The organism is Roseateles saccharophilus (genome assembly GCF_031458095.1).
In the GTDB taxonomy this organism is placed as follows: domain Bacteria; phylum Pseudomonadota; class Gammaproteobacteria; order Burkholderiales; family Burkholderiaceae_C; genus Pelomonas; species Pelomonas saccharophila_A.
This window is the reverse complement of record NZ_JAVDXU010000002.1, coordinates 165,066-189,191: the sequence shown is the minus strand read 5'-3', so window position 1 is coordinate 189,191 and position 24,126 is coordinate 165,066. Positions and strand designations below refer to the sequence as shown.

Below are 24,126 nucleotides of genomic sequence, written 5' to 3'. Positions count from 1 at the left end.
TTCACTCCAGCCGCGCCGCCATCACCCGTCCATGACCGCCGCTCGTAACCAGGCCCTGGCGACCCAGGCACGGCGCGTCTATCTGGAAGCTCTGGTGCGCGGCATGACACCGCTGGTCGCGGCCGTCGGCCAGGGCGCCAGCCAGCTGCTGCTGCAGGCCGCCCCCCACGCCATCACGATGGCCCGGCGGGATGCGGTGCAGGCCTGGCAGAAGCTGGGCCCGAACTGGCAGATGGCCGTCGTCGCTGCCCTGCGCCACGCGGCCGTGCACGGCGTCTCCGACAACGCCCGCGAGCACGACGCCACCGTGCCGGCACAGTCGCTGAAGATGAGCCTGGTCGACGACTCGACCATCGAGCGCGAGATCACCAGCTCGCGGCTGGCCCTGGTCATGATGGACCGGGCGACCTGGGAATTCACCGACCTGCGCACCCGCATGCAGGCCCTGGAGGCCCATGACGACCTGGAGCCGATGGACCTGCTGCGCGCTCATGTCGTCGCCCGCGTGGCGCTGGACGCCTGGAGCCGGGTCGGCCTGGATGCCAACATCTGGCAGTTGCTGCACCACGAGCTGCACGAGGAATTCGCCCAGCTCATCAGCGAGGCCTATCACGAGACCAACCGCTGGCTGATCGCCCAGAAGGTGCTGCCCGAGGTCGACCTGCGGCCCTTCATCCGCCGCACCGCCCAGGCCGCCGCAGCCGCGACAGCCGCCGCCACCGGCGTGCCGGCGGCGCCGCCTGCGCCGGTGTCGCCCGGCCCGGGCCTGGGGCCGACATCCGGCCCGACGCCCCTGCCGACGGTGCGCAGCAAGGCCAGCAGCCAGGCCGATGAGGTCATGGCCCAGTTGCAGCGCGTGCTGGCCCGCCATGTGCCGGGTTTCCCGGTCACCAAGAGCCAGGTGCCGGCCCGTCCCGGCGGCGGCAAGCCCAGCCTGGCCGATGCGACCCCCAGCCGTCCCGGCGGCCTGGCCGGCGGGGCCGGCCTGACGGCCGCCGAGGCGCCGGCTGCTGCCTCGTCGCGCCCGTCGCTGGCCGATGCCCAACCCGTCGCACCCGCCTCGCCGCGGCTGATGGGGGCCATCAAGCATGCCCAGGAATCCCTGGCGCGCCGCCCCGGCGCGGACACCGGCGGGGTCGCCGGCCAGGCCAGCGCCCCGCGGGCCCTGGAGGAGATCGGCGCCCGCAACCAGGCCTTCAAGCAGGTCCTGAAGCAGGCCGCCAGCAACCCGGCCGAACGCGCGACCATCGAGATCGTGGCGATGATGTTCCAGAGCATCCTGACCGAGGAGCGCATCCCGGCCACGGTGCGGGTCTGGTTCGCCCGCCTGCAGATGCCGGTGCTGCGCGTGGCCGTCAGCGAGCCCGACTTCTTCGCCGCCGCCGACCATCCCGCGCGTCGTCTCATCGACCGCATGGGCGCCTGCGTGATGGGCTTCAACACCGCCCACGTCAGCGGGCCGGGCTCCGAGCGCGCCAGCAACGATGCGCTGGAGCGCGAGATCAAGCGCGTCGTGCAGGTCGTCGAGGCCTATCCGGACACCGGCCGGCGCGTCTTCGCTACCGTACTGACCGAGTTCGAGAAATTCCTCGACCACTATTTCGAGAACGAGAACCAGGCTTCCAAGCGCGGCGTGTCGCTGGCCCAGCAGGTCGAGCAGCGCGAGACCCTGGCCATCCAGTACACCATCGAGCTGCGCAAGATGCTGTCCGAGGTGCCGGTGCAGGACGGCGTGCGTGACTTCCTCTTCCACGTCTGGGCCGATGTGCTGGCCGTGACGGCTGTGCGCGCCGGCGCCCAGTCCGACGTCACCAAGGTCATGAAGCGGGCCGCGGCCGACCTGATCTGGAGCGCCAGCGCCAAGGCCTCGCGCGAGGAGCGCGCCGAGGTCATCCGCCGCCTGCCGCCCCTGCTCAAGACCCTGCGCGACGGCATGGGCCATGCCGGCCTGCCAACCGACAAGCAGGACGAGCATGTGCGCTCGCTGAACAACGCGCTGGCCGCGGCCTTCACGGCCAAGACGGCCGCCATCCCGCGCGAACGCCTGGACGAGCTGATGGACCAGCTCGAGACGCTGGAAGCCATGCTGCCCGAGGACGTCGAAGGTGGCGACAGTCATGTCGACGAGATGCTGGTGCGCGACCTTTCCGGCCACGAGTCCGAGGGCATGGAAGTCGTCGCCGAGGGTGGCTCGGCGCCGACGCCGGCCATGGTCGCCTGGGCCCGCGAGCTGCAGGTGGGCGGCTGGTTCATGCTGGACTACCGCGGCCGCAACGAGCAGGTGCAGCTCGCCTGGCGCGGCCTGCGCAAGCAACTGGCCCTCTTCGTCACGCCCAAGGGTCGTGGCGTGCTGTTCTCGCTGAACCGCATGGCGGCCTTCCTGCAGGCCGGGCTTTTGCTGCCGGCCCAGGACGAGGCGCTCACCGTGCAGGCCACGCGCAAGGCGCTGGCCAAGCTGGATGCAGACCCAGGTCAACTGCTGAAGTGACAAACGGCGCCCAAGGCGCCGTTTTTGTTTCAACCGCTGGCGTGATCAGTGGATCAGCCGGTCTTCCGGCGCGACGAAGAGTTCGTCGAGGATCAGCGCATCGGGCTCCTCGCCCAGGCTCCAGAACACCATCAGCACGATGATCTTCAGGTCTTCCAGGTCCATGGGAGCGCCGGAAATCGCCATGGCGCGGTCAATGACCATCTCGCGCATCGGGCCGGGCAGCACGCCGGCGGACTCGAGGAAGCTGATGAAGCCTATGGAGGCCTCGCCCAGGTGCTCGATCTCGGCGGCAGAGTAGACGCGCAGCGCGTGCTCACTTTGCTCGCCCTGATAGGACTCCCCAGCCGCGGCCAGGCCTTCGAGCCAGTTCAGCGCCTCCTGGATCTCATCGTTCTCGAAGCCTACCGCCGTCAGCTTGCGCGCAAGTTGCGCCGCGTCGGGGCAGGCGTCCGGGCGCCAGTAGGTCTCGTAGAGATAAACCAGGACATCGAACATCGTGAGGGGATGATAGCCCAGGGTTCCGCCGCCCCCGGCCGCGAATAACCCCTCGGTTCGGGCTCTGATATCCGCGGTTAAGCTTGCTATCCCCGTCGGCGGCGCTGGAAAAGCTGGCCCGCCAGCCGGGCGATCTGGCCATCGAGTTCCAGCTCGAGCAGGGCGGCGCTGAGTTCGGCCGCCGGCCAGCCGCAGCGGGCCATCAACGCGTCCAGGCTGACGGGGTCGAAACCCATGGCGTCCAGCAGCGCCTGCTGCTCGTGCGGCGTCTCGGCGATCTCCGGCGCTGCGTCGATGGCGCTCAGCGATGGCAGTTCTTCCAGCACGTCCAGGGCCGACTCGACCAGCTTGGCACCCTGGCGGATCAGCGCATGACAGCCGCGCGCCTGCGGCGAATGGATGGAGCCCGGAATGGCGAACACCTCGCGCCCGGCCTCGACGGCCTGGCGGGCCGTGATCAGCGAGCCCGACTGCACGGCCGCCTCGACGACGAGGCAGCCCTGGGCCAGGCCGGCAATGATGCGGTTGCGGCGCGGGAAATTGCCCGGCAGCACGGGCGTGCCCAGCGAGTACTCGCTGACCATGAGGCCACCGCCGTCCAGCAGCCGTGCGGCCAACGCCTGGTTGTGGCGCGGGTAGACCTGGTCAAGGCCGGTGCCGACGACGGCGATGGTGGCGCCCGCGGCGTCCAGCGCACCCTCGTGCGCGGCGGCGTCCACGCCCAGGGCCAGGCCCGAGACGATGGTGTAGCCGGCCTGGGCCAGGGCGCGTGAGAAGGTGCGTGCGTTGTCGCGGCCCTGGGCGGTGGGGTTGCGGCTGCCGACGACGGCGATCGATGGCGAGCCGAGCAGTTCGCGCCGGCCCTGCAGCCACAGCAGCAGTGGTGGGTCGGCTGTGGCCAGCAGGCGGGGCGGGTAGTCGGCATCACCCAGCACCAGCAGGTCATGCCCGGGCTCGGCCAGCCAAGCCTCGGCCTTGGCCATCAGGTCAGCAAGATGCTCGGGTGGCCGGTTGAAGGCCTCGCGCTGCTTGCCCATCAGGGCCTGGTCCAGCGCGACCGAAGGCAACTCGAAGACGCCTTCGGGACCGCCTGCCATGGCCAGCAGCCGCCGAGCGGCGGCCGGGCCCAGGCTCTCGGTCAATCTCAGCCAGGCGGCGAGCTCGGCCGACGCCAGCATGGCGAGATCAGGGTTGGGTGAAGCGGTCGCCCGGCTTGACTGGTTCCTTGACGGTGATGATCAGCGCATAGGACACGCGCTCGTAGACCTCAAAGACGAAGAGGATGCCGTGGCGCTCGTCGGGCAGCTTGATGGCCTCGGCCCTTTCCTGCGTCTTGTCCGTGACCCGGGCACCGTCGCGCCACAGCGCGAACACATGGCCGCGTTCGACGCCGTCGCGCTTGCCGCGGTTCAGGGCGACGATCTGGTTCTGGCCCGCGATGATGGAGTCGCCATAGACGGCCGCGATTTGACCCGCCATGGCCTTGTCGGGCGCATGGGGCACATAGCGTTCCAGATTGCGTGCCGGCGCCGGTGCCAGGCGGTCGCCGATGCCGACTTCCTGCTTCACCTGGCGGATGGTCATGGTGGCCGGCACGATGTCGACCTTGCCGTCGGCGCCGGTGCGGTTCTCGCCGGTGCGGGTCAGCTCGGCCGTGCCGACATAGGGCGCCTCGTAGCCCAGGACTTCCTTGGTGGTGGGGTCGGTCAGCGGGCGGGCGGTGCGGAAGATGCGGAAATCGGTGCCATTGCCGAAGTCGCCGCGGGCATAGGCCAGGTCGCCCTGGCCGAGCACCACATGGCCTTCCTGGGCGGCCACGATGCGCGGCGCGGCGGCCAGCGCGTCGGTGTCGAAGACGACGGCGTCGGTCAGGAAGGGCTGGATCAGGTGCAGGGGGATGGTCGGAATGGGGCTGGAATCCACGGCCGAGATGCGCATCTGCGGGCGCAGCTTGACCACGCCATTGCCGGCGCCGCTGCCGCCAGCATCCCGGGCGAACTGCAGCGTGGCGCGGCCGTCGACCTTGACCAGCATCAGCACCTGGCCGGGATAGATCAGGTGGGGATTGCGGATCTGGTCGCGATTCATGCCCCAGAGCTCCGGCCAGCGCCAGGGGCTCTTCAGGAACAGGGCCGAGATGTCCCACAGCGTATCGCCGGACTTGACCACATGCTGGTCGGGCGCGTTGGGCGCCAGTTCCGACAGCGGGACGCCCGCACTGGCGACCTGGTCGGCCACGCGCCGCTGCTCGGACGTGACGGGCAGCTTGGACGTTTGGGCCCAGGCTGAGGTCGTCGTCGCGAGGGCGAGGCAGGTCGCAAGGACGGCGAAATGGGCGGGGCGTGCAGCGGGCATCGGGCGCGGTCTCCGAAGGGATTGCCGGATCGGCGAAAATCCAGGCGATTCTGCCCGCAATCAACGGGGGCAACCAACAACCGCTAGCGCTCGTTTGCGAGTGCTTACAAGGCGCCATGGCCCAACTCCACATCCTTCGCTATCCCGACCCGCGCCTGCACACCATCGCCAAACCCGTGGTTGCGGTGGACGAGCGCATCCGCCAGCTCGTCGATGACATGCTGGAAACCATGTATGCCGCCGACGGCGTCGGCCTGGCCGCGACCCAGGTCGATGTGCATGAGCGCGTCGTCGTCATCGATACGTCGCAGGATCGCGACACTCCGCGCGTGCTGATCAACCCCGAGTTGGTGAAAACCAGCGAGCGCATGGTCGACGGCGAGGAGGGCTGCCTGTCCGTGCCGCAGATCTACGACAGGGTGCCTCGCCATGCCGAGGTCACCGTGCGCGCCACCAACCGCGATGGCGAGGTCTATGAATTCGACGCCGAGGGCCTGCTGGCCGTCTGCGTCCAGCATGAGATGGACCACCTGATGGGCAAGGTCTTCGTCGAATACCTGAGCCCGCTCAAGCGCGACCGCATCAAGACCAAGATGGTCAAGAAGACGCGCGAAGAGGAAGCGGAAGCCAAGAAGCGCAACCAGAGACTCTGATGCGCGTGGTCTTTGCCGGCACGCCGGAGTTCGCCGCCATCGCGCTGGACGCCATCCTGGCGGCCGGCTTCACGGTCCCGCTGGTGCTGACCCAGCCCGATCGCCCGGCCGGGCGCGGCATGAAGCTGCAGGCCTCGGCAGTCAAGCAGCGGGCCGTGGCGGCCGGCATCCCGGTCGCCCAGCCCCAGGGCCTGAAGCTGGACGGCAAATATGCGGCCGATGCCGCGGCGGCACGAGAAGCCCTGCTGGCGGCGGATGCCGACGTCATGGTCGTCGCCGCCTACGGCCTCATCCTGCCGCAATGGGTGCTGGACACCCCGCGGCGCGGCTGCCTGAATATCCATGCCTCGCTGCTGCCGCGCTGGCGCGGAGCCGCCCCCATCCATCGCGCCATCGAGGCCGGCGACGCCGAGACCGGTGTCACCATCATGCAGATGGATGCGGGCCTGGATACCGGCGACATGCTGTTGATGGCCCGCGAGGCCATCCGCGGCGACGACACGACGGCCGTGCTGCACGACCGGCTGGCGGCCCTTGGCGGCAGCCTCATCGTCGAGGCTCTGCAGGCCGTCACCAGCCTCACGCGCACGCCCCAGCCGGCCGAGGGCGTCACCTACGCCCACAAGATCGAGAAGGTCGAGAGCGCCATCGACTGGAGGCAACCGGCCGCCGAGATCGAGCGCCGGCTGCGCGCCTTCGACCCCTTCCCGGGCGGCGTGGCGACGCTGGCGGGCGAGGCGGTCAAGGTCTGGCGGGGCGAAGTCGTCAACGGCCAGGGCCAGCCGGGCGAGGTCATCGCCCCCGGGCCGGTCGTCGCCTGTGGCCAGGGTGCCTTGAGGCTCACCGAACTGCAGCGCGCCGGCGGCAAACGCGGGCCGGCTTCGGCCTTCCTGCAGGCCCGGCCCATCGCCGTCGGTGAGCGCTTCGAGGCTTGAAGTAAGGCCCCGTGGCACCATCTGCCATGCCATCTGTCACTTCGAAAGCCTATTGAGATGTTCAACCTCGTGAAGACCGCCATGCTGATGGCCGCCATCACGGCGCTGTTCATGCTCATCGGCTCCTATGTCGGCGGCCAGACCGGCATGCTGATCGCCCTGCTGGTGGCCGCCGGCATGAACTTCTTCGCCTATTGGTTCTCGGCCGACATGGTGCTGCGCATGTACAACGCCAGCCAAGTCGATGAGAGCTCGGCGCCGCAGTTCTATCGCATGGTGCAGGAACTGGCGCAGCGCGCCGGCCTGCCAGCCCCAAAGGTCTACCTGATCCAGGAAGACGCTCCCAACGCCTTCGCCACCGGCCGCAATCCCGAGCACGCCGCCGTCGCGGCGACGACGGGCCTCCTGCGCGTGCTGTCCGAGCGCGAGCTGCGTGGCGTCATGGCGCACGAACTGGCCCATGTGGCCCACCGCGACATCCTCATCAGCACCGTCAGCGCGACCATGGCCGGCGCCATCTCCATGCTGGCCAACTTCGCCGCCTTTTTCGGCGGCCGCGACGAGAACGGCCGCCCGAACAATCCGCTGGCCGGCATCGCCATCGCCTTGCTGGCGCCGATCGCCGCGGGCCTGATCCAGATGGCCATCAGCCGCGCCCGCGAGTTCGAGGCCGATCGCGGCGGCGCCGAGATCTCCGGCGACCCCGCGGCCCTGGCCTCGGCCCTGGACAAGATCCACCGCTATGCCCAGGGCGTCCCGATGGCGCCGGCCGAAGCCCATCCCGAGACGGCCCAGATGATGATCATGAATCCGCTGTCCGGCGGCGGGCTGCGCGGGCTGTTCTCCACCCACCCGTCGACCGAGGAACGCATCACGCGTCTGCTCGCGATGGCCAGGCACTGATTCCACATGACCTCAAGTTGGCGCTGCCCCGGCCGATAGCTGAGCCCATGAAGCGCCTTCTTCTAGCCCTGCCCCTGCTCGCCGCCCTGTCCGCCTGCGAACAGCTCGGCATCGACGACCCCGCCAAGGTGGCCGCCGCCAAGGAGGCCGAGGGCAAGGCCATCGGCAGCGCCTGCCGGCACGCGATGCGCGCCATCGAGGACTGCTACGTGCTGAACCCCAAGGCCCAGAAGGCCGCCATCTACGCCGGCTGGCGCGAGATGGACGAATACATGCGCGAGAACAAGCTCGAAGGCGTCGCACCCGTGGTGCCGCGCCCAGGATCGGCCAGGGCCAAGGAGGACGAGGCCGAAGCCAAACCGGCCGAGAAGCCCGCAGAGAAGGCGTCCGACAAGACAGCCGAGAAAACGCCCGAGAAGGGCGGCGACAAGGCCAAGGGGCGCTGATCTGGCGCCTGCAGGCGCATTTCGCGCCTCCGTTCCTGCGCATCGTCGCCTCGGCCCCACCGGCCCGTCCCGTCCTGGGCACCATGGGAACCATCACAACCCCGATGGAGCCCGCCATGAACACCTCCCGCCGCATCTTCGCCCTCGGTCTCGTTGCCGCTGCCGCCTTCAGCACCACGGCCCAGGCTTGGAGCTGGAACAACAACAGCGAGCGCATCAACGGCAATGGCGACATCGCCACCGAGGCCCGCGACACCGGCGCCTTTGACGGCGTGGCCACGGCCGGTGGCTTCAACATCGTCATCCGCCAGGGCGCGGGCAACAAGGTCGAGGTCAAGGCCGACCGCAATCTGCTGCCCTATATCGAGACCAAGGTCGTCGACGGTGGCAAGGGCCGCACCCTGCAGATCGAGCCCAAGAAGGGCTTCAACATCCATTCCTCCACCAACCCCAGCCTGACCATCGAGATGCCGACGCTGCGCGCCGTGTCGGTGGCCGGCTCGGGCACCGTCAAGGTCGAGGCCATGAAGACGGCCGGCGTCGACGCGGCCATCGCCGGCTCGGGCGACATCCGCTTCGCCAATCTCGATGCCGAGCGTCTGGGCATGAAGGTCAGCGGCAGCGGCGACATCGTGGCCGCCGGCCGCTGCGGCAGCGCCAACGTCTCCATCGCCGGCAGCGGCGACGTGAAGGCGGCCGATCTGGTGACGGAAGAGGTCAAGGTCACCATCGCCGGCAGCGGCGACGCCCAGGTCAACGCGACCAGGAAGCTGCATGTCTCCATCGCCGGCTCGGGCGATGTGAAGTACGCCGGTTCGCCGGAGATCTCCTCCACCGTCGCCGGCAGCGGCAAAGTCCGCAGGATCGGTCAGTAAGAAGGCTCCCGCCACAATGGCGGGATGCAGTTGATCGACAAACTGCGCGCGCTGGCGGACGACTCCGATTTCCGCCAAGGCGCGCGCGACATGGCCTCGCCCTCCCTGGGCCTAGCCGCCTGGGGCCTGGTGACCGGCGTCACGATGGTGAAAAGCGGCCTCAGCCTGCCGCTGGCCTGCGGGATGTCCCTGCTGGTGTTTGCCGGCAGCGCCCAGCTGACGGCCCTGCCGCTGATCGCCTCCGGAGCACCGCTGTGGGTGCTGCTGGCCACGGCCTTCTGCGTCAACCTGCGCTTCGTCATCTTCAGCGCGCAGTGGCGCAATTACTTTGGCCATCTGCCGCGCTGGCGCCGCCTGCTGAACGGCTATGTGGCGGCCGACCTGAACTTCGTCTACTTCATCAAGCGCTATCCCGACCCGGTGCCGCTACCGGAGCAGCAACGCTATTTCTGGGGCGGCGTGGCCGTGAACTGGCCGACCTGGCAGGCCTGCTCCTTCACCGGCATCCTGCTGGCCGACCGCATCCCGACGCATTGGGGCATCGGCTTCGCCGGCGTCATGGCCCTGCTCGGTCTGTCCTATTCGCTGCTGACCGAGAAGATGCTGTGGTGGGTGGCCCTCACGGCCGGCGCCGTGTCGATCGCAACCTACTCGCTGCCGCTCAAGCTCAACATCCTCTGCGCCATCGTCGCGGCCGGGGCCGTGGGCTGGTGGCTGGACTCGCGGAGGGCCCGGCGATGAGCGCAGCGCCGGGCCGTCCCAAGCAAGCTCGCTCCCGCTTGGCGGGACAGCGCGTAGCGCGAAGGGTGCACCAGTGAGCGAAACCCTGACCTGGATCGCGCTGTTCGGCCTGGGCGCCATCACCGTGCTGACGCGCGGCTTCTTCATGATCGGCGAGCAGCCCCTGCCCATCCCCGACTGGCTGCGCGAACTGCTCAAGGTGGCGCCTTTGGCCGCTCTTGTTGCTGTTGTGGCGCCGGAGATCTTCATGACCCAGGGCCATGTCATCACGACCTGGCAGGACGCGCGCTGGCCCGCCGCCGTGGCCGCGACGGCCTACTACTTCTGGCGCAAGGGCATCCTGGGCACCATCCTTGTGGGCATGGCGGTAATGCTCCCCCTGAAGCTCGGACTCGGTTGGTAACCGCGCTGGCGCAGCGCGGCGGCGAGAATCGCGGTAGTTTTGTCATCAACTGCCCCGCCTAGACCATGAACGTCATCCGCTTCTCCGACCTGATCGCCGCCGGCAAGGTGGCCGGCCAACGCGTCTTCATCCGCGCCGACCTCAACGTGCCGCAGGACGAGAACGGCAAGATCACCGAGGACACCCGCATCCGCGCCTCGCTGCCGGCCATCAAGATGGCCCTGGAGGCCGGGGCCGCCGTCATGGTCACGTCCCATCTGGGCCGCCCCACCGAGGGCGAGTTCAAGCCCGAGGACTCGCTGGCGCCCGTCGCCGAGCGCATGGCCGAACTGCTCGGCCGCCCGGTGCCGCTGCAGCGTGACTGGGTCGACACCGTCTCCGTCGCGCCGGGCCAGCTGGTGCTGCTAGAGAACTGCCGCGTCAACAAGGGCGAGAAGAAGTGCAGCGAGGAGCTGTCGCGCAAGCTCGCGGCCCTGTGCGACATCTTCGTGAACGACGCCTTCGGCACCGCCCACCGCGCCGAGGCCACGACCTATGGCATCGCCAAGTTCGCCAAGATCGCCTGTGCCGGCCCGCTGCTGGCCGCCGAGATCGACGCCATCACCAAGGCCCTGGCCAATCCGCGCCGCCCGCTGGTGGCCATCGTTGCCGGCTCCAAGGTCTCGACCAAGCTGACCATCCTGCAGAGCCTGTCCAGCAAGGTGGACGGCCTCATCGTCGGCGGCGGCATCGCCAACACGTTCATGCTGGCTGCGGGCCTGAAGATCGGCAAGTCGCTGGCCGAGCCCGACCTGGTCGACCAGGCCAAGGCCGTCATCGAGTCCATGAAGGCTCGCGGCGCCGAAGTGCCCATCCCCGAAGACGTTGTCACGGCCAAGGCCTTTGCGGCCGGCGCGACGGCCTCCGTCAAGGCGGCCGCCGACGTCGAGGACGACGACCTCATCCTCGACATCGGCCCCAAGACCGCTGCCAAGCTGGCCGAGAAGCTCAAGGCGGCCGGCACCATCGTCTGGAATGGCCCGGTCGGCGTCTTCGAGTTCCCGGCCTTCGCCCATGGCACCGAGGCCATCGCCCGCGCCATCGCCGAGAGCGTGGCCTTCAGCATCGCCGGCGGTGGCGACACGCTGGCGGCCATCGCCAAATACGGCATCGAGAAGGACGTCGGCTACATCTCCACCGGCGGCGGCGCCTTCCTCGAGGTGCTGGAAGGCAAGACCCTGCCGGCCTTCGAGATCCTGGCCAAGCGCGCAGCGGGTTGATACAAGTCCGCCCTGACCGGGCGGACCGATTTCACGCCCGGCGCGGCGACCCTGTGACAGTTTGATGACGCCGGCCACCACAATGGCCGGATGGTCCTACGCTGGCTGCTTGCCCTGCTCGTCGTCACGACGCTGCTCGGCCTTTATGCCAACGAATACTGGATGACACGCCACCTCGTGCTCGATGGGCGCGGGGCCGGCCAACATCTGGAAGTCGTCGACGACCGCAGCAGCGGCGGCAATAGCGAAGCCAGGCTGGATGCGCCCGCTGGCGGGCCGGTGGCCATGCGTTGCGAGATTCGCCTCGGCTACGAGTGGCCCTACTGCGAACTGCAATTCGAGATCAAGGGGCAGGCTCTGGACCTGCGCAATTTCAGCCACATCCGCCTGTCGCTGCATGCCGAAGGTCCTTCGCGGGACCATGACGCGGCCCAGGTGCGCGTCTTCCTGCGCAATGCCAACCCGGTCTATACCAAGCCGGGCAACGCCGAAAGCCTCAAGCCCCAGGAGGTCACCTTCGCGCCCGGTGCCCAGCCCCAGCCGGTGGAGCTGCGGCTGTCGCAGTTCGCCGTCAGCTCCTGGTGGGCCCAGACCCATCAACTGCCCGTGTCCCTGGTGGGGCCGGAGATGGACAGCATCCGCGTCATCAGCTTCAGCACCAGCGGCCAGGTGGCGCCGGGCCAGCATCTGATCCGCGTGGACCGCGCCGAGCTTGTCGGTGATTGGATCGCGCCCGAGACCTTCCGCCTCGGCCTGGTCGGCCTGTGGATGTTCAGCCTGCTGGGCTATCTGGTCTGGGAAAGCTGGACGGTGCACGGCCGCTTGCGCCTGTCGATGAAGCGTTCGCGGGCCCTGGAGAAGATGGCCCTGCGCGACCCGCTGACCCGCGTCGCCAACCGCGATGGCCTGAACCGCGCGCTGGAGCTGCTGCTGCAGGTGCAGGGCGACATGGGCTTCCCGCTGTCCGTCGTCTTCGTCGATGCCGACCATTTCAAGCGCGTCAACGACGAGCATGGCCACGAGGTCGGCGACCAGGTGCTCGTGCTGCTGGCCCGCACGCTGCGCGCCAACCTGCCGCGCGACGACCTGCTGGCGCGCTGGGGCGGCGAGGAGTTCGTCATCGTCATGCCGCAGACCCCGGCCGAGGAGGCCGTGGCCGTGGCCGAGCGGCTGCGCCAGGTGCTGGCGCGCACCGAATGGCCGATGGGGCTCAAGGTGACGGCGAGCTGGGGCGTAGCCCAGGCGGCTGCTGCGGCCGATGTGGAGGCGGCCCTGCGTGAGGCCGACCAGGCCATGTACCGTGCCAAGCACGAGGGCCGCGACCGGGTGATATCGGCTTCGGCATAGATCGCCAAGAAACCTGCATCGCGCGGGCCATGAAACGCGGCGTAACCTACGGGGTTGTCCCTGGAGACCCGCCCTCATGGAAAAGAACAACGCTCCCTTGTCGCCTGCCGAAGCCGCCTTGCGCGACGCCGCCCTCGACTACCACTGCAGCCCGACGCGCGGCAAGATTTCCGTCACGCCGACCAAGGCCCTCTCCAACCAGCGCGACCTGTCGCTGGCCTACTCGCCGGGCGTGGCCTATCCCTGCCTGGACATCGAGCGCGACCCGTCGCTGGCGGCCGACTTCACGTCGCGCGGCAACCTCGTCGGCGTCATCACCAACGGCACCGCCGTGCTGGGCCTGGGCGACATCGGGCCGCTGGCCGCCAAGCCGGTCATGGAGGGCAAGGGCTGCCTGTTCAAGAAGTTCGCCGGCATCGACGTCTTCGACATCGAGCTGGCCGAGCGCGACCCCGACAAGCTGATCGACATCATTGCCGCGATGGAGCCGACCCTGGGTGGCATCAACCTCGAGGACATCAAGGCGCCCGAGTGTTTCTACATCGAGCGCGAACTGTCCAAGCGCATGAACATCCCGGTCTTCCACGACGACCAGCATGGCACGGCCATCATCTCGTCGGCGGCCCTGCTCAATGGCCTGGAGCTGGTGGGCAAGGACATCGCCAAGGTCAAGGTGGCGGTGTCGGGCGCGGGTGCCGCGGCCATCGCCTGCCTGGACGTGATGGTGGGCCTGGGCGTGAAGCGCGAGAACGTCTTCGTCTGCGATTCGCGCGGCGTCATCCAGTCCGAGCGTGAGGACGCCAAGGCCGGCAAGCTGGACGAGTCCAAACAGCGCTATTGCCAGATCAGCGCCGCGCGCACGCTGGCCGATGTGGTTGACGGCGCCGACGTCTTTCTCGGCTGCTCGGCGGCCGGCGTGCTGACGGCCGACATGGTCAAGACCATGGGCACCCAGCCCATCATCCTGGCCCTGGCCAACCCCGAGCCCGAGATCCGTCCCGAGCTGGCCAAGGCGGTGCGGCCGGATTGCATCGTGGCCACCGGCCGCAGCGACTATCCCAACCAGGTCAACAACGTCCTGTGCTTCCCCTACATCTTCCGCGGCGCCCTGGACTGCGGCGCCACCAAGATCACCGAGGGCATGAAGCTGGCCTGCGTGCGCGAGATCGCGGCCCTGGCCAAGGCCGAGACCAGCGATGAAGTGGCGGCCGCCTATGCAGGCCAGGAGCTGGCCTTCGGCCCCGACTATCTGATCCCCAAGCCCTTCGACGCCCGCCTCATCCTGCGCATCGCCCCCGCCGTTGCGGCGGCTGCGGCGGCTGATGGCGTGGCCACACGGCCGGTGCCCGACCTCGTCGCCTACCGCCAGTCGCTGGAACGCTTCGTCTACCAGACCGGCATGTTCATGCGCCCGGTGTTCGCCACGGCCAAGGCCGAGTGCGCACGTGTCATCTACGCTGAGGGCGAGGACGAGCGCGTGCTGCGTGCGGTGCAGGTGGCGCTGGACGAAGGCCTGTGCAAGCCGACGCTGATCGGCCGCCCCGAGGTGCTGGCCTCACGCATCCAGCGCGCCGGCCTGCGCCTGAAGCTCGGCGAGGACGTGGCCGTCATCGACCCCGAGGACGACCCGCGCTTCCGCCAGTACTGGGAGGCCTACTACGCCCGTATGAAGCGCAATGGCTTCACGCCGGAGATGGCCAAGTCGGCCGTGCGGCGCTCCAACACGGCCATCGGCGCGCTGGCCATTGAGCTGGGCGACGCCGACGCGATGATCTGCGGCATGGTCGGCCGTTTCGACCGTCACCTGGAGCAGGTGCGTGATCTCGTCGGCCTGCGCGAAGGCGCCCGCCAGTTTGCCGCGATGAACGCGCTGATCCTGGAGCAGATGACGCTCTTCATCACCGACACCTTCGTCAATGATGACCCGAGTGCCGAGGAGCTGGCAGACATCGCCGCCATGGCCTCCGAGGAAGTCAGCCGCTTCGGCCTGCCGCCCAAGCTGGCCTTTGTCAGCCACTCCATGTTCGGCTCGTCGACGCGGCCGTCGGCGCTGAAGATGCGCCGCGCCCACGAGCTGTTCTCGGCCGCCCACCCCGAGGTCGAGTGCGATGGCGAGATGCATGGCGATGCGGCTCTGTCCGAGAGCGTGCGCCATGCCTTCCTGCCCGACAGCAAGCTCAAGGGCGCCGCCAACCTGCTGGTGCTGCCGACGCTGGACGCCGCCAACATCCTTTTCAACGTGCTGAAGATCAGCGCCAGCCACGGCGTGACGGTCGGCCCCATCCTGCTGGGCGCGGCCGCACCCGTGCACATCCTGACGCCGTCGGCGACGGTGCGCCGCATCGTCAACATGACGGCGCTGGCGGTGGCAGACGTGCGGGAGGCCAAGGGCGAGCGCCGTTGAATTGCGGGTGCCCGCGCCTCGGTGATACCGTGATTGCGTGAACCCGAGCGCCCGCCCTTCCGTTCGCCTGCTGATGGCCCTGCTGACCGCCTGCGCGGCCACCCGGGCGGCCGCCGCCGACCTGGTGCTGTACTACGAGGAGAGGCCGCCGTTGATGAGCCGCCAGGACAACCAGTTGACCGGCGTGCAGGGCGCGCCGGCCATGGCCGTGCTGCAGCGCGCCGGCATCACGGTGGAACTGCGCGAGGCGCCCGTGGCCCGTCAGATGGCCATGATCACGCGCAACGTCGAGCCCGCCTGCGCGCTGGGCCTGTACCGCACCGCGGAGCGCGAGAAGGTCGGCAAGTACTCGCGGCTGCCGGTCTACAGCAGCCCGCCCCAGAGCCTGATGATCCGCAGGGACGGCCGGCTCAAGGACATCCATCGCTTCGCTACCGCCGTCCAGTCGCCCACCATCACGCTGGCGCTGCGCCTGGGCTACTCCTACGGGGCCGAAACCGACAAGGCCCTGGCTGAGAGCAGTGCCAGGATCGTCCGCTCGTCGGACCACAGCATGGCGCGTGCGCGCCTGGTGTTGATGGGCATAGCCGACGCGGCCCTCTTCACCGAGGAGGAAGGCGAAGCTCTGATCAAGCAATTGGGCGAGGCAGGCGCCGCGCTGGAACTGCGCCGCCTGCCCGATGCGCCGCCCGGGGAAGGGCGCTTCTTCTTCTGCAACAAGGCCCTGCCGGACCGGCAGATGCGAGCCATAGACGACGTGATGGCAGCGTCTCGTTAGGGTTTCTAGCCGGGCGCGTTGCTGTCCAGCGGTTGGCGTCCCGGCCGGAAGCCGGCGGCGCCGAACTGCGCCAGCGCCACGCCGGCCAGGATGAGAGCCGCCGCCAGGATCTTGTGCAGGGAAAAGGTCTCGCCGCCCCAGGCCCAGGCCGTGATGCCCGCAACGAGCGGCATCAGATAGATCAGCGGCGCGGTGCGGGCCACGCCGCGCTTCTCGTTGGCCCAGCCCCAGGCCAGCCAGCCGATGAAGCCGCCGCCGATGACCTGCCAGGCCAGACCGGGCCACACCCACGCGGGCTGCGCCGGCCAGTCCAGCGACAGCAGGGCCGGCGAGCACCACAGCAGCATGGGCAGGGTGCAGACCAGGCTGCCATAGGCGAGCACCGTCACGCCGCCGTGGTGCTGGATCAGCGGCTTGCTGGCCACGGTGTAGTAGCTGAACAGGGCCGCGGCGACCAGCAGCGTCAGGTCACCCAGGCCCGCCTGCCAGTCCGCCGCCAGCAGCTTGTCAGACATGAACAGCAAGGCGCCGGTCGCGGCCATCGCGACGCCGGCCACCTGGCCGTGCGACAGCTTCTCGATGCCGCTGAAGCGCAGGATCAGCAGCGTGAACACCGGGCCGCAGGCCAGCAGCACGCTGGCGCTGAAGGCGGTGGAGCCCTGCATGCCATAGGCCGACAGCAGCAGATGCAGGCCCTGGCCGATCAGCGTCAGCCGCACCAGCGGCCAGACCTCGCTGCGGTCCAGGCGCGGCCAGCGCGTGCCGAAGCGCCAGCACAGCAGGGCGATGGCGCAGAAGGGCATCAGCAGATAGCGCAGGCCCAGGAAGCCCGTCGGTCCGACCTGGGTGAACAAAGCCTTGGACAGCGGAAAGTTCAGCCCCCAGGTCAAGACGACCGCCAGGGCGGCAAGGAGGGGAGCGGTCTGGCGGTCCTGCATATCGGCTAGCATATTCTCATATGAGAGAAGAATTCTCTGAATTGAACGAAGAAGGCCAGTTCGAGCGCCAACTGGCTGAGCGCCTGGCCACGCTGCGCACGGCGGCCGGCTGGTCGCTGGACGAGCTGGCGGCGAAAAGCGGCGTCAGCCGCGCGACGCTGAGCCGGCTTGAGCGCGCCGAGACCAGCCCGACGGCGACGCTGCTGTCGCGCCTGGCCCGCGCCCATGGCCTGCCGCTGAGCCGGCTGCTGGCCGAGGCCGAGGCGCTGCCGGTGCGCCTGCTGCGCGCCGCTGACCAGCCGCGCTGGCATGACGTGCAAAGCGGCTTCGAGCGGCTGATGCGCTGCCCGCCGCTGGCCGGTTTCGCGACCGAGGTCATCGAGGCCAGGCTGGCCCCGGGCGCGGAGTTGGCCTACGAGGAGCCGACGGTGGCGCGGCTGGAGCACCACCTCTGCCTGCTCGAAGGCTGCATCCGGCTGACGCTGCAGGGCCAGAGCTTCGAGCTGACAGCCGGCGACTCGATCAGCTTTCGCGTCCTCGGTCCCAGCGTTTTTGCCAATCCCGGCGCTGAAGCCGCGCGCTATCTGCTCGCGATGACGGTGCCTGCCCTGTAACTGGTATCGAACCACATGAACCCAGACCCGTCCGTCCGCCTCGCCCCGCTCGACCCCGGCCACCCCGATGCGCAGCGCCTGATCGCCCTGTCCGAGGCCTATATGAGTGCCCTGTACCCGAGCGAGAGCAACCATTTCGAGCCGGCCGAGGGCCTGCGTCCGCCAGGCGGCAGCTTCTTTGGGCTGTGGCGCGACGGGCAGCTCGTCGGCTGCGGTGGCGTCAAGCTTTTCGAGGCCGATGGCTATGGGGAGATCAAGCGTCTTTTCGTGCTGGACAGCGAGCGCGGCCGCGGTGTCGCCCGGCAGCTGATGACGCAGTTAGAAGCGGCCCTGCTCGAGCGCGGTCTGCGCATCGCGAGGCTGGAAACCGGCATCCACCAGCCCGAGGCCCTGGCCCTGTACCGGCGCCTGGGCTATGCCGAGTGCCCGCCCTTCGGCGGCTATGCGCCCGACCCGCTGAGCGCCTTCTTCGAGAAGACGCTGGCTTGAAACGGGACGAAACTCTGGCAGGGCCACGCGGACCATAATCCCGCGCCACCAGATGAGTTGAGACAAGCCATGACCCGCGCCACCAAGATCGTCGCCACCCTCGGCCCTGCTTCCAACACGCCGGAGGTGCTGGAGAAGATGATCCGCGCCGGCGTCGACGTCGTGCGGCTGAACTTCTCCCACGGCAAGGCCCAGGACCACATCGATCGGGCCAATATGGTCCGCGAAGCCGCGACGCGGGTGGGCAAGTCGGTGGCCATCATGGCCGACCTGCAGGGTCCCAAGATCCGCGTCGGCAAGTTCGAGGGCGGCAAGATCGAGCTCATCCCCGGCGCCCCCTTCATCCTGGACGCCGACCGCACCGAGCTCGGCAACCAGGACATCGCCAGCCTGGACTACAAGGAGCTGCCGCGCGACGTGAAGCCCGGCGACACCCTGCTGCTCAACGACGGCCTGCTGGTGCTGACCGTCGAGGCGGTGCGCGGTGCCCAGGTGCACACCATCGTCAAGCTCGGCGGCGAGCTGTCCAACAACAAGGGCATCAACAAGCAGGGCGGCGGCCTGACGGCGCCGGCGCTGACCGGCAAGGACATGGAGGACATCAAGACCGCGATGTCCTTCCAGTGCGAATACCTGGCCGTCAGCTTTCCCAAGAACGCCACCGACATGGAGATGGCCCGCCAGCTGGCCAATGTGGCCGGCGAGCCCTATCGCCACAAGCCCGCCATGATCGCCAAGATCGAGCGCTACGAGGCCATCCCCCACCTCGAGGCCATCCTGAAGGCCAGCGACGGCATCATGGTGGCGCGCGGCGACCTCGCCGTGGAAGTCGGCAACGCCGCCGTGCCGGCGCTGCAAAAGCGCATGATCAAGATGGCCAGCGAACTGGACAAGGTGTCCATCACGGCCACGCAGATGATGGAGTCCATGATCGTCAACCCGGTGCCGACGCGCGCCGAGGTCAGCGACGTGGCCAACGCGGTGCTGGACGGCACCGACGCCGTCATGCTGTCCGCCGAGACGGCCGCCGGCAAATACCCCGTCGAGACCGTCGAGCAGATGGCCAATATCGCGCTGGAGGCCGAGCGCGCCGAATTCGTCAGCCTGGACACCGATTTCGCCGGCCGCCAGTTCGGCCGCATCGACCAGTCCATCGCCATGGGCGCGCTGTTCACCGCCTACCACCTCGGCTGCAAGGCCATCCTGGCCCTGACCGAGTCCGGCTCCACGGCGCTGTGGATGAGCCGCCATCGCATCCAGGTGCCCATCTTCGGCCTGACGACGCAGCCCATCAGCCAACGCAAGATGGCCCTCTATCGCAATGTGCTGCCGCTGCTGATGCCCAAGTTCGAAGATCGTGACGTGGCCCTGGCCGCGGCCGAGAAGATCCTGGTCGAGCGCGGCGTGCTGATGCCCGGCGACACCTATGCCATCACCTGCGGCGAACCCATGGGCTATCCCGGCGGCACCAATATGCTGAAGGTCTGCCGGGTCGGTTGAGCAACCCAGCGGCCGATGGACATCAAGGTCCTGTTCCCGACCCTGGTTGCCGTCAGCCAGGCCGATGCGGCGACCTTTGCCGGCATCCAGGCCGAGGTGCTCGCCCAGGAAGGGCGCATCAAGTCGCTGCTCAGGCCGGCCTGGGGCGACCAGGTCTGGTCCTCCTTCGAGGCCGAGAAGCACCTCTTCGTCGCCGCCGGCCTGCACCGGCTGCGCGAGTTCGTCGAGACCAGCATCCTCGAGTTCGTCGCGCGCACGCGAGAGTCCGGTGACATGGCCTTTGTCGATGACTACTCGCAAAGCTGGATCAATGTGACGGCGCGCCACGGCTATCAGGAGCGCCACAACCACGAGCGCGAGGCCGTCGGTCTGCCCGTCAGCGGGGCCTTCTACTTCCGTACCAACGGCCAGGACGGCGACCTGTCCATCATGCCGGTGGACATGCAGACCAAGCTCTTCGATCCCGAGGTCATCGCCCCCGCGGTCGGCCGCCTGGTGCTGTTCCGCTCCGAGGTCTTCCACCGCGTCGGCGCCAACCTGACCGACTCGGATCGCATCTCCTTCAGCTTCAACTACCTGCTGCGCCGGCCTCAGTGACTGTGGCCGACGTGGCTCTTGGCCGGTAGCTCGGCGCCGGGCTCGGCCAGGCTTTCCAGGATGGCGCAGGCCGGCTCATCGCCCTTGCAGCGGGCGCGCAGGGCCAGCAATTCCTTCTCCAGTTCCTGCAGGGCGGCGATGCGCGCGGCGACATGGCCAATGTGCTCGTCCAGCAATGCGTGAGCCTCGCCGCCATGCCCGCCGCCCTGCAGGGCCAGCAGGGCGCGCACCTCGGCCAGATTCATGTCCAGGGACCGGCAGCGGCGGATGAAATGCAGGCGCTCGGCATCGGCCGGGCCGTAGAGGCGGTAGCCGGCCGCGGTACGTGGCGGCGGCAGCAGCAACCCCTTGCGCTCGTAGTGGCGGATGGTGTCGACCGGCGTCGCGGTCAGGCGGCTGAGTTCCCCGATGCGCATGGTCTGATTCTCGGCTTGACTCTGGAGTGGCTCCAGGGTTTGCAATGTCGTCCTGCGCTACCCAAGGTCTTTGCATGAGCCACGCCTGCCACGATCACGACCACTCTCACCACGGCAATTCGCCCGCCTACCGCCGCGTGCTGTGGGTGGCCCTGGTGCTGAACGCGGCCATGGCCGTGGTCGAGCTGACGGCGGGCTCCCTGGCGGGGTCGCTGGCGCTGTGGGCCGACTCGGCCGATTTCATTGCCGATGCGGCCAATTACGCCATCTCCCTGGCCGTACTGGCCTCCAGCCTGACGCTGCGGGCCCGGGTGGCCTGGGTCAAGGGCGCGGCCATGGGACTGATCGGCGCGGCCGTGCTGGCCAGGGCGGCCTGGGCCAGCTTCCACGGCGAGCCGCCGCAGGCCTTCACGATGGGCGCGGTGGGCGTGGCGGCGCTGGCCGCCAACGTCATCGTCGCGCTGATGCTCTACGCCTGGCGTGAGGGTGACGCCAATATGCGCGCCGTCTGGCTGTGCAGCCGCAACGATGCCCTCGGCAACATCGCCGTCGTCGCCGCGGCCGCTGCGGTGGCCTGGACGGGCACGGCCTGGCCCGACCTCGCCGTGGCCGCCGTGATGGCCGTGCTGGCCCTGTCCAGTGCCCGTGTCGTCATGCGCCATGCCAGCGATGAGCTCAGAACGGCAGCAGCGCCAGCGCCATGAGGGCCATGACGACGGTGGCGATCCAGCCCATGCGGCGCAGCTTGGGGCCGATGACATGCTCGCCCATGATGGACTTGCGCGTGGCCAGCACCATCATGGCGGCCATGATGGGCACGGCGCTGATGCCATTGAACACGGCGGCCCAGAACAGGGCTCGTACCGGATCCAGCGGCGCAAAGCACAGGGCCACCCCGCCCAGCGTCGCGGCGGCGATGACGGCATAGAAGCCGCGGCCCTCGCCGCGTTCCAGCCGCAGGCTCAGGCTGTCCTTCCAGCCCGCCACCTCGGCCACGGCATAGGCCGCCGAACCGGCCAGCACCGGCACGGCCAGCAGGCCGGTGCCGATGATGCCGAGGCTGAACAGCAGGGCGGCGTGCTCGCCGGCCACGGGCTTCAGCGCCTCGATGGCCTGGGCCGACGTCTGGATGTCGTGCACGCCGTGGGCATGCAGGGTCGCGGCCGTGGACAGCATGATGCAGAAGGCGATCAGGTTGGAGAAGCCCATGCCGACATGGGTGTCCAGCTTGATGCGGCGCAGATGGCGGCGCACGTCCTTGGCCTCGCAGGGGCGGCCGGCGCCGTCCTCCACCTCCTGGCCGGCCTGCCAGAAAAAGAGGTAAGGGCTGATGGTCGTGCCGAACAGGGCCACCACCATCAGCACCGTCTCGCGGTTCCAGTGCAGCTGGGGGTGGACGGTGCGCAGCAGCACCTGGCTCCAGTCGAGGTCGATGACGAGGACGACGCCGACATAGGCCAGCAGGGCCAGCGTCAGCCATTTCAGCCAGCGCACATAGCTCTCATAGGCGAGGAAGACCTGCATCAGCACACTGGCCACACCGAAGGCGATGGCATAGGCCAGCGTCGGCCCACCCACCAGCAGGTGCACGGCACTCGACATCGCAGCGATATCGGCGGCGATGTTCAAGGTGTTGGCCGCCAGCAGCAGGCCGACCAGCATGAGCAGCAAGGGCCGCGGGAAGGCCTGCTTCATGTTGGCGGCCAGGCCGCGGCCGGTCACATAGCCGATGCGGGCGCTGACGATCTGGATGGCAGCCATCAGCGGCAGCGTGAAGACGACGCTCCACAACATGCCGTAGCCGAACTGGGCGCCGGCCTGGGAGTAGGTGGCGATGCCGCTGGGGTCGTCGTCGGCCGCGCCGGTGATGAGACCGGGTCCGAGTTGCTTCAGCGGGCGGCGCAGGCGATCGAGCGACAACATGGCGGGCACAGCCTAGCCCGCGGGCGCTGCGCGAGCTTGTCGGAAATCAAGCCCGCCGGCTGTCAGACCCCACGTGGCGGAATGCGGCGTGTCGCGCCAATGGCCAGCGTGAAGAAGTCGCCCTCCGCCAGGCCGAGGGCGGCGCGCTGGCGTTCGAGCTGGCGCGGCGGTTCGTCCAGGGCTTCGTCGGTCAGCTCGAAGGTGCCCCAGTGCACGCCGAGCGACCGCTTGGCGCCCAGGTCGGCATGGATCTTCAGCGCCTCCTCGACGTTCACATGCTGGTTCTGCATGAACCAGCGCGGCTCGTAGGCGCCGATGGGGATCAGCGCGATGTCGAAGCCACCTCCTTGCGAGCTGTGCTGGCGCTCGGCAAAGCGCTCGCGGATGTCCGTGAAGTCGCGTGAGTAGCCGGTGTCACCGGCGAAGAAGAGCTGGCAGTCGGGGGCGAACGCGGCAAAGCCGCCCCACAACGTCTTCATGCGGTCGTTCAGACCGCGGGCCGACCAGTGCTGGGCCGGTACGAGGACGATGTCGAGCCCGTCGAGCTGTTCCGCCTGCCACCAGTCCAGCTCGACGACGCGCTCGATGCCGCGCGCCCGGAACCAGGCCTGCAAGCCCAACGGCACGACGAACAAGGGGCTGCCGGCCGGCTGGCGGGCCAGGGCGCGGCAGGAGGCCAGGTCGAGATGGTCGTAATGGTTGTGCGAGACCAGGACGGCGTCGATGTGCGGCAGCTCGGCGAGTGCGACGCCGGGCGGCTGCTCGCGCTTCGGGCCGGCGAAGGACAGCGGTGAGGCGCGCTCGGAAAAGATCGGGTCGGTCAGCAGGCTGAGCCCGCCGAGCTGCGCCAACACGGTGGCGTGGCCTATCCAGGTCACGGCGGGTCGCTGGCCCGCGCCCACGTTGGCACGGATGAAAGCGAGGTCGGCCGGCTGGGTCGGGATGGGCGCCGTGGGCCGCTTGGGCAGGCCCTGCCGCGCGGCATTCCACTTCCAGCGGATGACCTCGGCCAGAGACCGGGGCTCGAAGTCGCCGTGGTTGTTCTGGAAATGCCCGTCGCGATGATGGGCGGGGCGGGTCACTTGGTGACGATCTCGCGATGGAAGAAGGCCATGCGGGCCAGCAGCCGGTTCTGCGTCGCGAAGGGCACATGGGCGCGGTCCATGGCGCGCTGCAGATGCTCGACCAGGGTGTTGAAGTCGCCCTTGCCAATGCTCAGGTGGGCATGCGCGTCCTTCATGCCGACGCCGTCGTAGATGCAGGGGCCGCCAGCGACGACGCAGAAGTAGTCGGCCAGCACGCGCTTGAGATGCTTCATGTTGATGCCGTCGAAGAAGTGCGCGATGCGCGCGTCCTGCAGCATGCTGTCGTAGAAGTCGTTGGTGAAGCCCTGGATGGCCTCCCTGCCGCCGAGCTCGCGGTAGAGGCGGTCGTCGGCCGGGATGGGCGCCACCCCGGGCATCGCCGTGCTGGGCTGGGATTGCGCCTGGGTCAGCGGAGCCGCCAGGGCCAAGGCAAGGGCAGTGACGGTCAGGCGGGACTTCATCAGGCAAGGCTTGGGCAA

General features: G+C 68.9%; 25 protein-coding genes. 17 read left to right on the top strand and 8 right to left on the bottom strand.

All coding sequences use genetic code 11. The annotated features are described in order from the left end of the window. Positions 1-31 precede the first annotated feature (31 nt). Positions 32-2,488: a DUF1631 family protein gene (locus J2X20_RS13455; RefSeq protein ID WP_310265527.1), complete on the top strand. Its 2,457-nt coding sequence runs from the start codon at positions 32-34 to the stop codon at positions 2,486-2,488. Positions 2,489-2,533: 45 nt separating this feature from the next. Here the strand turns inward: J2X20_RS13455 and J2X20_RS13450 are convergent, their stop codons facing one another. The 3 genes from J2X20_RS13450 to J2X20_RS13440 all read right to left on the bottom strand — a co-directional run bounded on the left by J2X20_RS13450 (position 2,534) and on the right by J2X20_RS13440 (position 5,341). Further along, positions 2,534-2,986: a Smg family protein gene (locus tag J2X20_RS13450; RefSeq protein ID WP_310265526.1), complete on the bottom strand. Its 453-nt coding sequence runs from the start codon at positions 2,984-2,986 to the stop codon at positions 2,534-2,536. An 86-nt stretch (positions 2,987-3,072) separates the two neighbouring features. Further along, entirely contained in the window at positions 3,073-4,164 is a 1,092-nt protein-coding gene (gene dprA, locus J2X20_RS13445; RefSeq protein ID WP_409034162.1) for a DNA-processing protein DprA, read from the bottom strand. Positions 4,165-4,171: 7 nt separating this feature from the next. Continuing rightward, on the bottom strand, positions 4,172-5,341 hold the full coding sequence (locus J2X20_RS13440; RefSeq protein ID WP_310265525.1) for a LysM peptidoglycan-binding domain-containing protein: 1,170 nt from the start codon (positions 5,339-5,341) through the stop codon (positions 4,172-4,174). 116 nt (positions 5,342-5,457) lie between these two features. On the opposite strand from J2X20_RS13440, the gene def reads away from it, so the two are divergent. The 11 genes from def to J2X20_RS13385 all read left to right on the top strand — a co-directional run bounded on the left by def (position 5,458) and on the right by J2X20_RS13385 (position 16,085). After that, positions 5,458-5,994 (top strand): peptide deformylase, encoded by a 537-nt coding sequence (gene def, locus J2X20_RS13435; protein ID WP_310265524.1) that lies wholly within the window; start codon positions 5,458-5,460, stop codon positions 5,992-5,994. Next, the gene (gene fmt / locus J2X20_RS13430; RefSeq protein WP_310265522.1) at positions 5,994-6,929 is read left to right on the top strand and encodes a methionyl-tRNA formyltransferase; all 936 of its coding nucleotides are present in this window, start codon (positions 5,994-5,996) and stop codon (positions 6,927-6,929) included. The genes def and fmt overlap by 1 nt, the downstream gene beginning before the upstream one ends. A gap of 57 nt (positions 6,930-6,986) precedes the next feature. Continuing rightward, positions 6,987-7,832 carry a zinc metalloprotease HtpX gene (htpX, locus tag J2X20_RS13425; protein WP_310265520.1) on the top strand — a complete coding sequence of 282 codons (846 nt, stop codon included), beginning with the start codon at positions 6,987-6,989 and terminating at the stop codon, positions 7,830-7,832. 47 nt (positions 7,833-7,879) lie between these two features. Further along, complete coding sequence (locus tag J2X20_RS13420) at positions 7,880-8,278, top strand: hypothetical protein (RefSeq protein WP_310265519.1); 399 nt, start codon at positions 7,880-7,882, stop codon at positions 8,276-8,278. A gap of 116 nt (positions 8,279-8,394) precedes the next feature. Continuing rightward, a complete protein-coding gene (locus tag J2X20_RS13415) occupies positions 8,395-9,153 on the top strand; it encodes a head GIN domain-containing protein (protein ID WP_310265517.1) in 759 nt (252 codons plus the stop codon). 24 nt (positions 9,154-9,177) lie between these two features. Beyond that, positions 9,178-9,894 carry an AzlC family ABC transporter permease gene (locus J2X20_RS13410; RefSeq protein WP_310265516.1) on the top strand — a complete coding sequence of 239 codons (717 nt, stop codon included), beginning with the start codon at positions 9,178-9,180 and terminating at the stop codon, positions 9,892-9,894. A 73-nt stretch (positions 9,895-9,967) separates the two neighbouring features. After that, a complete protein-coding gene (locus tag J2X20_RS13405) occupies positions 9,968-10,297 on the top strand; it encodes an AzlD domain-containing protein (RefSeq protein WP_310265515.1) in 330 nt (109 codons plus the stop codon). 65 nt (positions 10,298-10,362) lie between these two features. Then, a complete protein-coding gene (locus J2X20_RS13400) occupies positions 10,363-11,556 on the top strand; it encodes a phosphoglycerate kinase (RefSeq protein WP_310265514.1) in 1,194 nt (397 codons plus the stop codon). Between the two features lie 90 nt (positions 11,557-11,646). Then, entirely contained in the window at positions 11,647-12,903 is a 1,257-nt protein-coding gene (locus tag J2X20_RS13395) for a GGDEF domain-containing protein (RefSeq protein ID WP_310265513.1), read from the top strand. Positions 12,904-12,979: 76 nt separating this feature from the next. After that, the gene (locus tag J2X20_RS13390) at positions 12,980-15,307 is read left to right on the top strand and encodes an NADP-dependent malic enzyme (protein WP_310265512.1); all 2,328 of its coding nucleotides are present in this window, start codon (positions 12,980-12,982) and stop codon (positions 15,305-15,307) included. 73 nt (positions 15,308-15,380) lie between these two features. Beyond that, the gene (locus J2X20_RS13385; RefSeq protein ID WP_310265511.1) at positions 15,381-16,085 is read left to right on the top strand and encodes a transporter substrate-binding domain-containing protein; all 705 of its coding nucleotides are present in this window, start codon (positions 15,381-15,383) and stop codon (positions 16,083-16,085) included. A gap of 5 nt (positions 16,086-16,090) precedes the next feature. On the opposite strand, the gene J2X20_RS13380 is transcribed toward J2X20_RS13385, so the two are convergent. Further along, positions 16,091-17,023 carry a DMT family transporter gene (locus J2X20_RS13380; RefSeq protein WP_310265509.1) on the bottom strand — a complete coding sequence of 311 codons (933 nt, stop codon included), beginning with the start codon at positions 17,021-17,023 and terminating at the stop codon, positions 16,091-16,093. Between the two features lie 41 nt (positions 17,024-17,064). Between J2X20_RS13380 and J2X20_RS13375 the strand changes: the two genes are divergently transcribed. The 4 genes from J2X20_RS13375 (at position 17,065) to J2X20_RS13360 (ending at position 20,223) form a co-directional block, all read left to right on the top strand. Continuing rightward, complete coding sequence (locus J2X20_RS13375) at positions 17,065-17,637, top strand: helix-turn-helix domain-containing protein (RefSeq protein WP_310265507.1); 573 nt, start codon at positions 17,065-17,067, stop codon at positions 17,635-17,637. Positions 17,638-17,652: 15 nt separating this feature from the next. Next, on the top strand, positions 17,653-18,126 hold the full coding sequence (locus tag J2X20_RS13370; RefSeq protein WP_310265505.1) for a GNAT family N-acetyltransferase: 474 nt from the start codon (positions 17,653-17,655) through the stop codon (positions 18,124-18,126). Between the two features lie 69 nt (positions 18,127-18,195). Beyond that, positions 18,196-19,626 carry a pyruvate kinase gene (gene pyk, locus J2X20_RS13365; RefSeq protein WP_310265504.1) on the top strand — a complete coding sequence of 477 codons (1,431 nt, stop codon included), beginning with the start codon at positions 18,196-18,198 and terminating at the stop codon, positions 19,624-19,626. A gap of 15 nt (positions 19,627-19,641) precedes the next feature. Beyond that, on the top strand, positions 19,642-20,223 hold the full coding sequence (locus J2X20_RS13360; protein WP_310265502.1) for a putative 2OG-Fe(II) oxygenase: 582 nt from the start codon (positions 19,642-19,644) through the stop codon (positions 20,221-20,223). Here J2X20_RS13360 and J2X20_RS13355 read toward each other — a convergent pair. Next, positions 20,217-20,639 (bottom strand): MerR family transcriptional regulator, encoded by a 423-nt coding sequence (locus J2X20_RS13355; RefSeq protein ID WP_310265498.1) that lies wholly within the window; start codon positions 20,637-20,639, stop codon positions 20,217-20,219. The genes J2X20_RS13360 and J2X20_RS13355 overlap by 7 nt on opposite strands. Before the next feature lie 74 nt (positions 20,640-20,713). On the opposite strand from J2X20_RS13355, the gene J2X20_RS13350 reads away from it, so the two are divergent. Then, complete coding sequence (locus tag J2X20_RS13350) at positions 20,714-21,343, top strand: cation efflux transmembrane domain-containing protein (RefSeq protein WP_310265496.1); 630 nt, start codon at positions 20,714-20,716, stop codon at positions 21,341-21,343. On the opposite strand, the gene J2X20_RS13345 is transcribed toward J2X20_RS13350, so the two are convergent. The 3 genes from J2X20_RS13345 to J2X20_RS13335 form a co-directional block, all read right to left on the bottom strand. Then, positions 21,315-22,562, bottom strand: a complete 1,248-nt coding sequence (locus tag J2X20_RS13345; protein ID WP_310265494.1) for an NRAMP family divalent metal transporter — start codon at positions 22,560-22,562, stop codon at positions 21,315-21,317. The two genes, J2X20_RS13350 and J2X20_RS13345, sit on opposite strands and share 29 nt — an antisense overlap. Before the next feature lie 62 nt (positions 22,563-22,624). Next, positions 22,625-23,644: an MBL fold metallo-hydrolase gene (locus J2X20_RS13340; RefSeq protein ID WP_310265492.1), complete on the bottom strand. Its 1,020-nt coding sequence runs from the start codon at positions 23,642-23,644 to the stop codon at positions 22,625-22,627. Then, positions 23,641-24,108: a group I truncated hemoglobin gene (locus J2X20_RS13335; protein ID WP_310265490.1), complete on the bottom strand. Its 468-nt coding sequence runs from the start codon at positions 24,106-24,108 to the stop codon at positions 23,641-23,643. The genes J2X20_RS13340 and J2X20_RS13335 overlap by 4 nt, the downstream gene beginning before the upstream one ends. Between the last annotated feature and the right edge of the window lie 18 nt (positions 24,109-24,126).

Coding starts and splice junctions, on each gene's coding strand:
- J2X20_RS13420 (WP_310265519.1), top strand. CDS start 7,880: ATGAAGCGCCTTCTTCTAGCCCTGCCCCTGCTCGCCGCCCTGTCCGCC.
- J2X20_RS13350 (WP_310265496.1), top strand. CDS start 20,714: ATGAGCCACGCCTGCCACGATCACGACCACTCTCACCACGGCAATTCG.
- J2X20_RS13345 (WP_310265494.1), bottom strand. CDS start 22,562: ATGTTGTCGCTCGATCGCCTGCGCCGCCCGCTGAAGCAACTCGGACCC.
- J2X20_RS13455 (WP_310265527.1), top strand. CDS start 32: ATGACCGCCGCTCGTAACCAGGCCCTGGCGACCCAGGCACGGCGCGTC.
- J2X20_RS13335 (WP_310265490.1), bottom strand. CDS start 24,108: ATGAAGTCCCGCCTGACCGTCACTGCCCTTGCCTTGGCCCTGGCGGCT.
- J2X20_RS13360 (WP_310265502.1), top strand. CDS start 19,642: ATGGACATCAAGGTCCTGTTCCCGACCCTGGTTGCCGTCAGCCAGGCC.
- J2X20_RS13450 (WP_310265526.1), bottom strand. CDS start 2,986: ATGTTCGATGTCCTGGTTTATCTCTACGAGACCTACTGGCGCCCGGAC.
- J2X20_RS13370 (WP_310265505.1), top strand. CDS start 17,653: ATGAACCCAGACCCGTCCGTCCGCCTCGCCCCGCTCGACCCCGGCCAC.
- J2X20_RS13395 (WP_310265513.1), top strand. CDS start 11,647: ATGGTCCTACGCTGGCTGCTTGCCCTGCTCGTCGTCACGACGCTGCTC.
- J2X20_RS13380 (WP_310265509.1), bottom strand. CDS start 17,023: ATGCAGGACCGCCAGACCGCTCCCCTCCTTGCCGCCCTGGCGGTCGTC.
- def (WP_310265524.1), top strand. CDS start 5,458: ATGGCCCAACTCCACATCCTTCGCTATCCCGACCCGCGCCTGCACACC.
- J2X20_RS13410 (WP_310265516.1), top strand. CDS start 9,178: ATGCAGTTGATCGACAAACTGCGCGCGCTGGCGGACGACTCCGATTTC.
- fmt (WP_310265522.1), top strand. CDS start 5,994: ATGCGCGTGGTCTTTGCCGGCACGCCGGAGTTCGCCGCCATCGCGCTG.
- htpX (WP_310265520.1), top strand. CDS start 6,987: ATGTTCAACCTCGTGAAGACCGCCATGCTGATGGCCGCCATCACGGCG.
- J2X20_RS13355 (WP_310265498.1), bottom strand. CDS start 20,639: ATGCGCATCGGGGAACTCAGCCGCCTGACCGCGACGCCGGTCGACACC.
- J2X20_RS13440 (WP_310265525.1), bottom strand. CDS start 5,341: ATGCCCGCTGCACGCCCCGCCCATTTCGCCGTCCTTGCGACCTGCCTC.
- J2X20_RS13390 (WP_310265512.1), top strand. CDS start 12,980: ATGGAAAAGAACAACGCTCCCTTGTCGCCTGCCGAAGCCGCCTTGCGC.
- J2X20_RS13385 (WP_310265511.1), top strand. CDS start 15,381: ATGGCCCTGCTGACCGCCTGCGCGGCCACCCGGGCGGCCGCCGCCGAC.
- J2X20_RS13400 (WP_310265514.1), top strand. CDS start 10,363: ATGAACGTCATCCGCTTCTCCGACCTGATCGCCGCCGGCAAGGTGGCC.
- J2X20_RS13415 (WP_310265517.1), top strand. CDS start 8,395: ATGAACACCTCCCGCCGCATCTTCGCCCTCGGTCTCGTTGCCGCTGCC.
- dprA (WP_409034162.1), bottom strand. CDS start 4,164: ATGCTGGCGTCGGCCGAGCTCGCCGCCTGGCTGAGATTGACCGAGAGC.
- pyk (WP_310265504.1), top strand. CDS start 18,196: ATGACCCGCGCCACCAAGATCGTCGCCACCCTCGGCCCTGCTTCCAAC.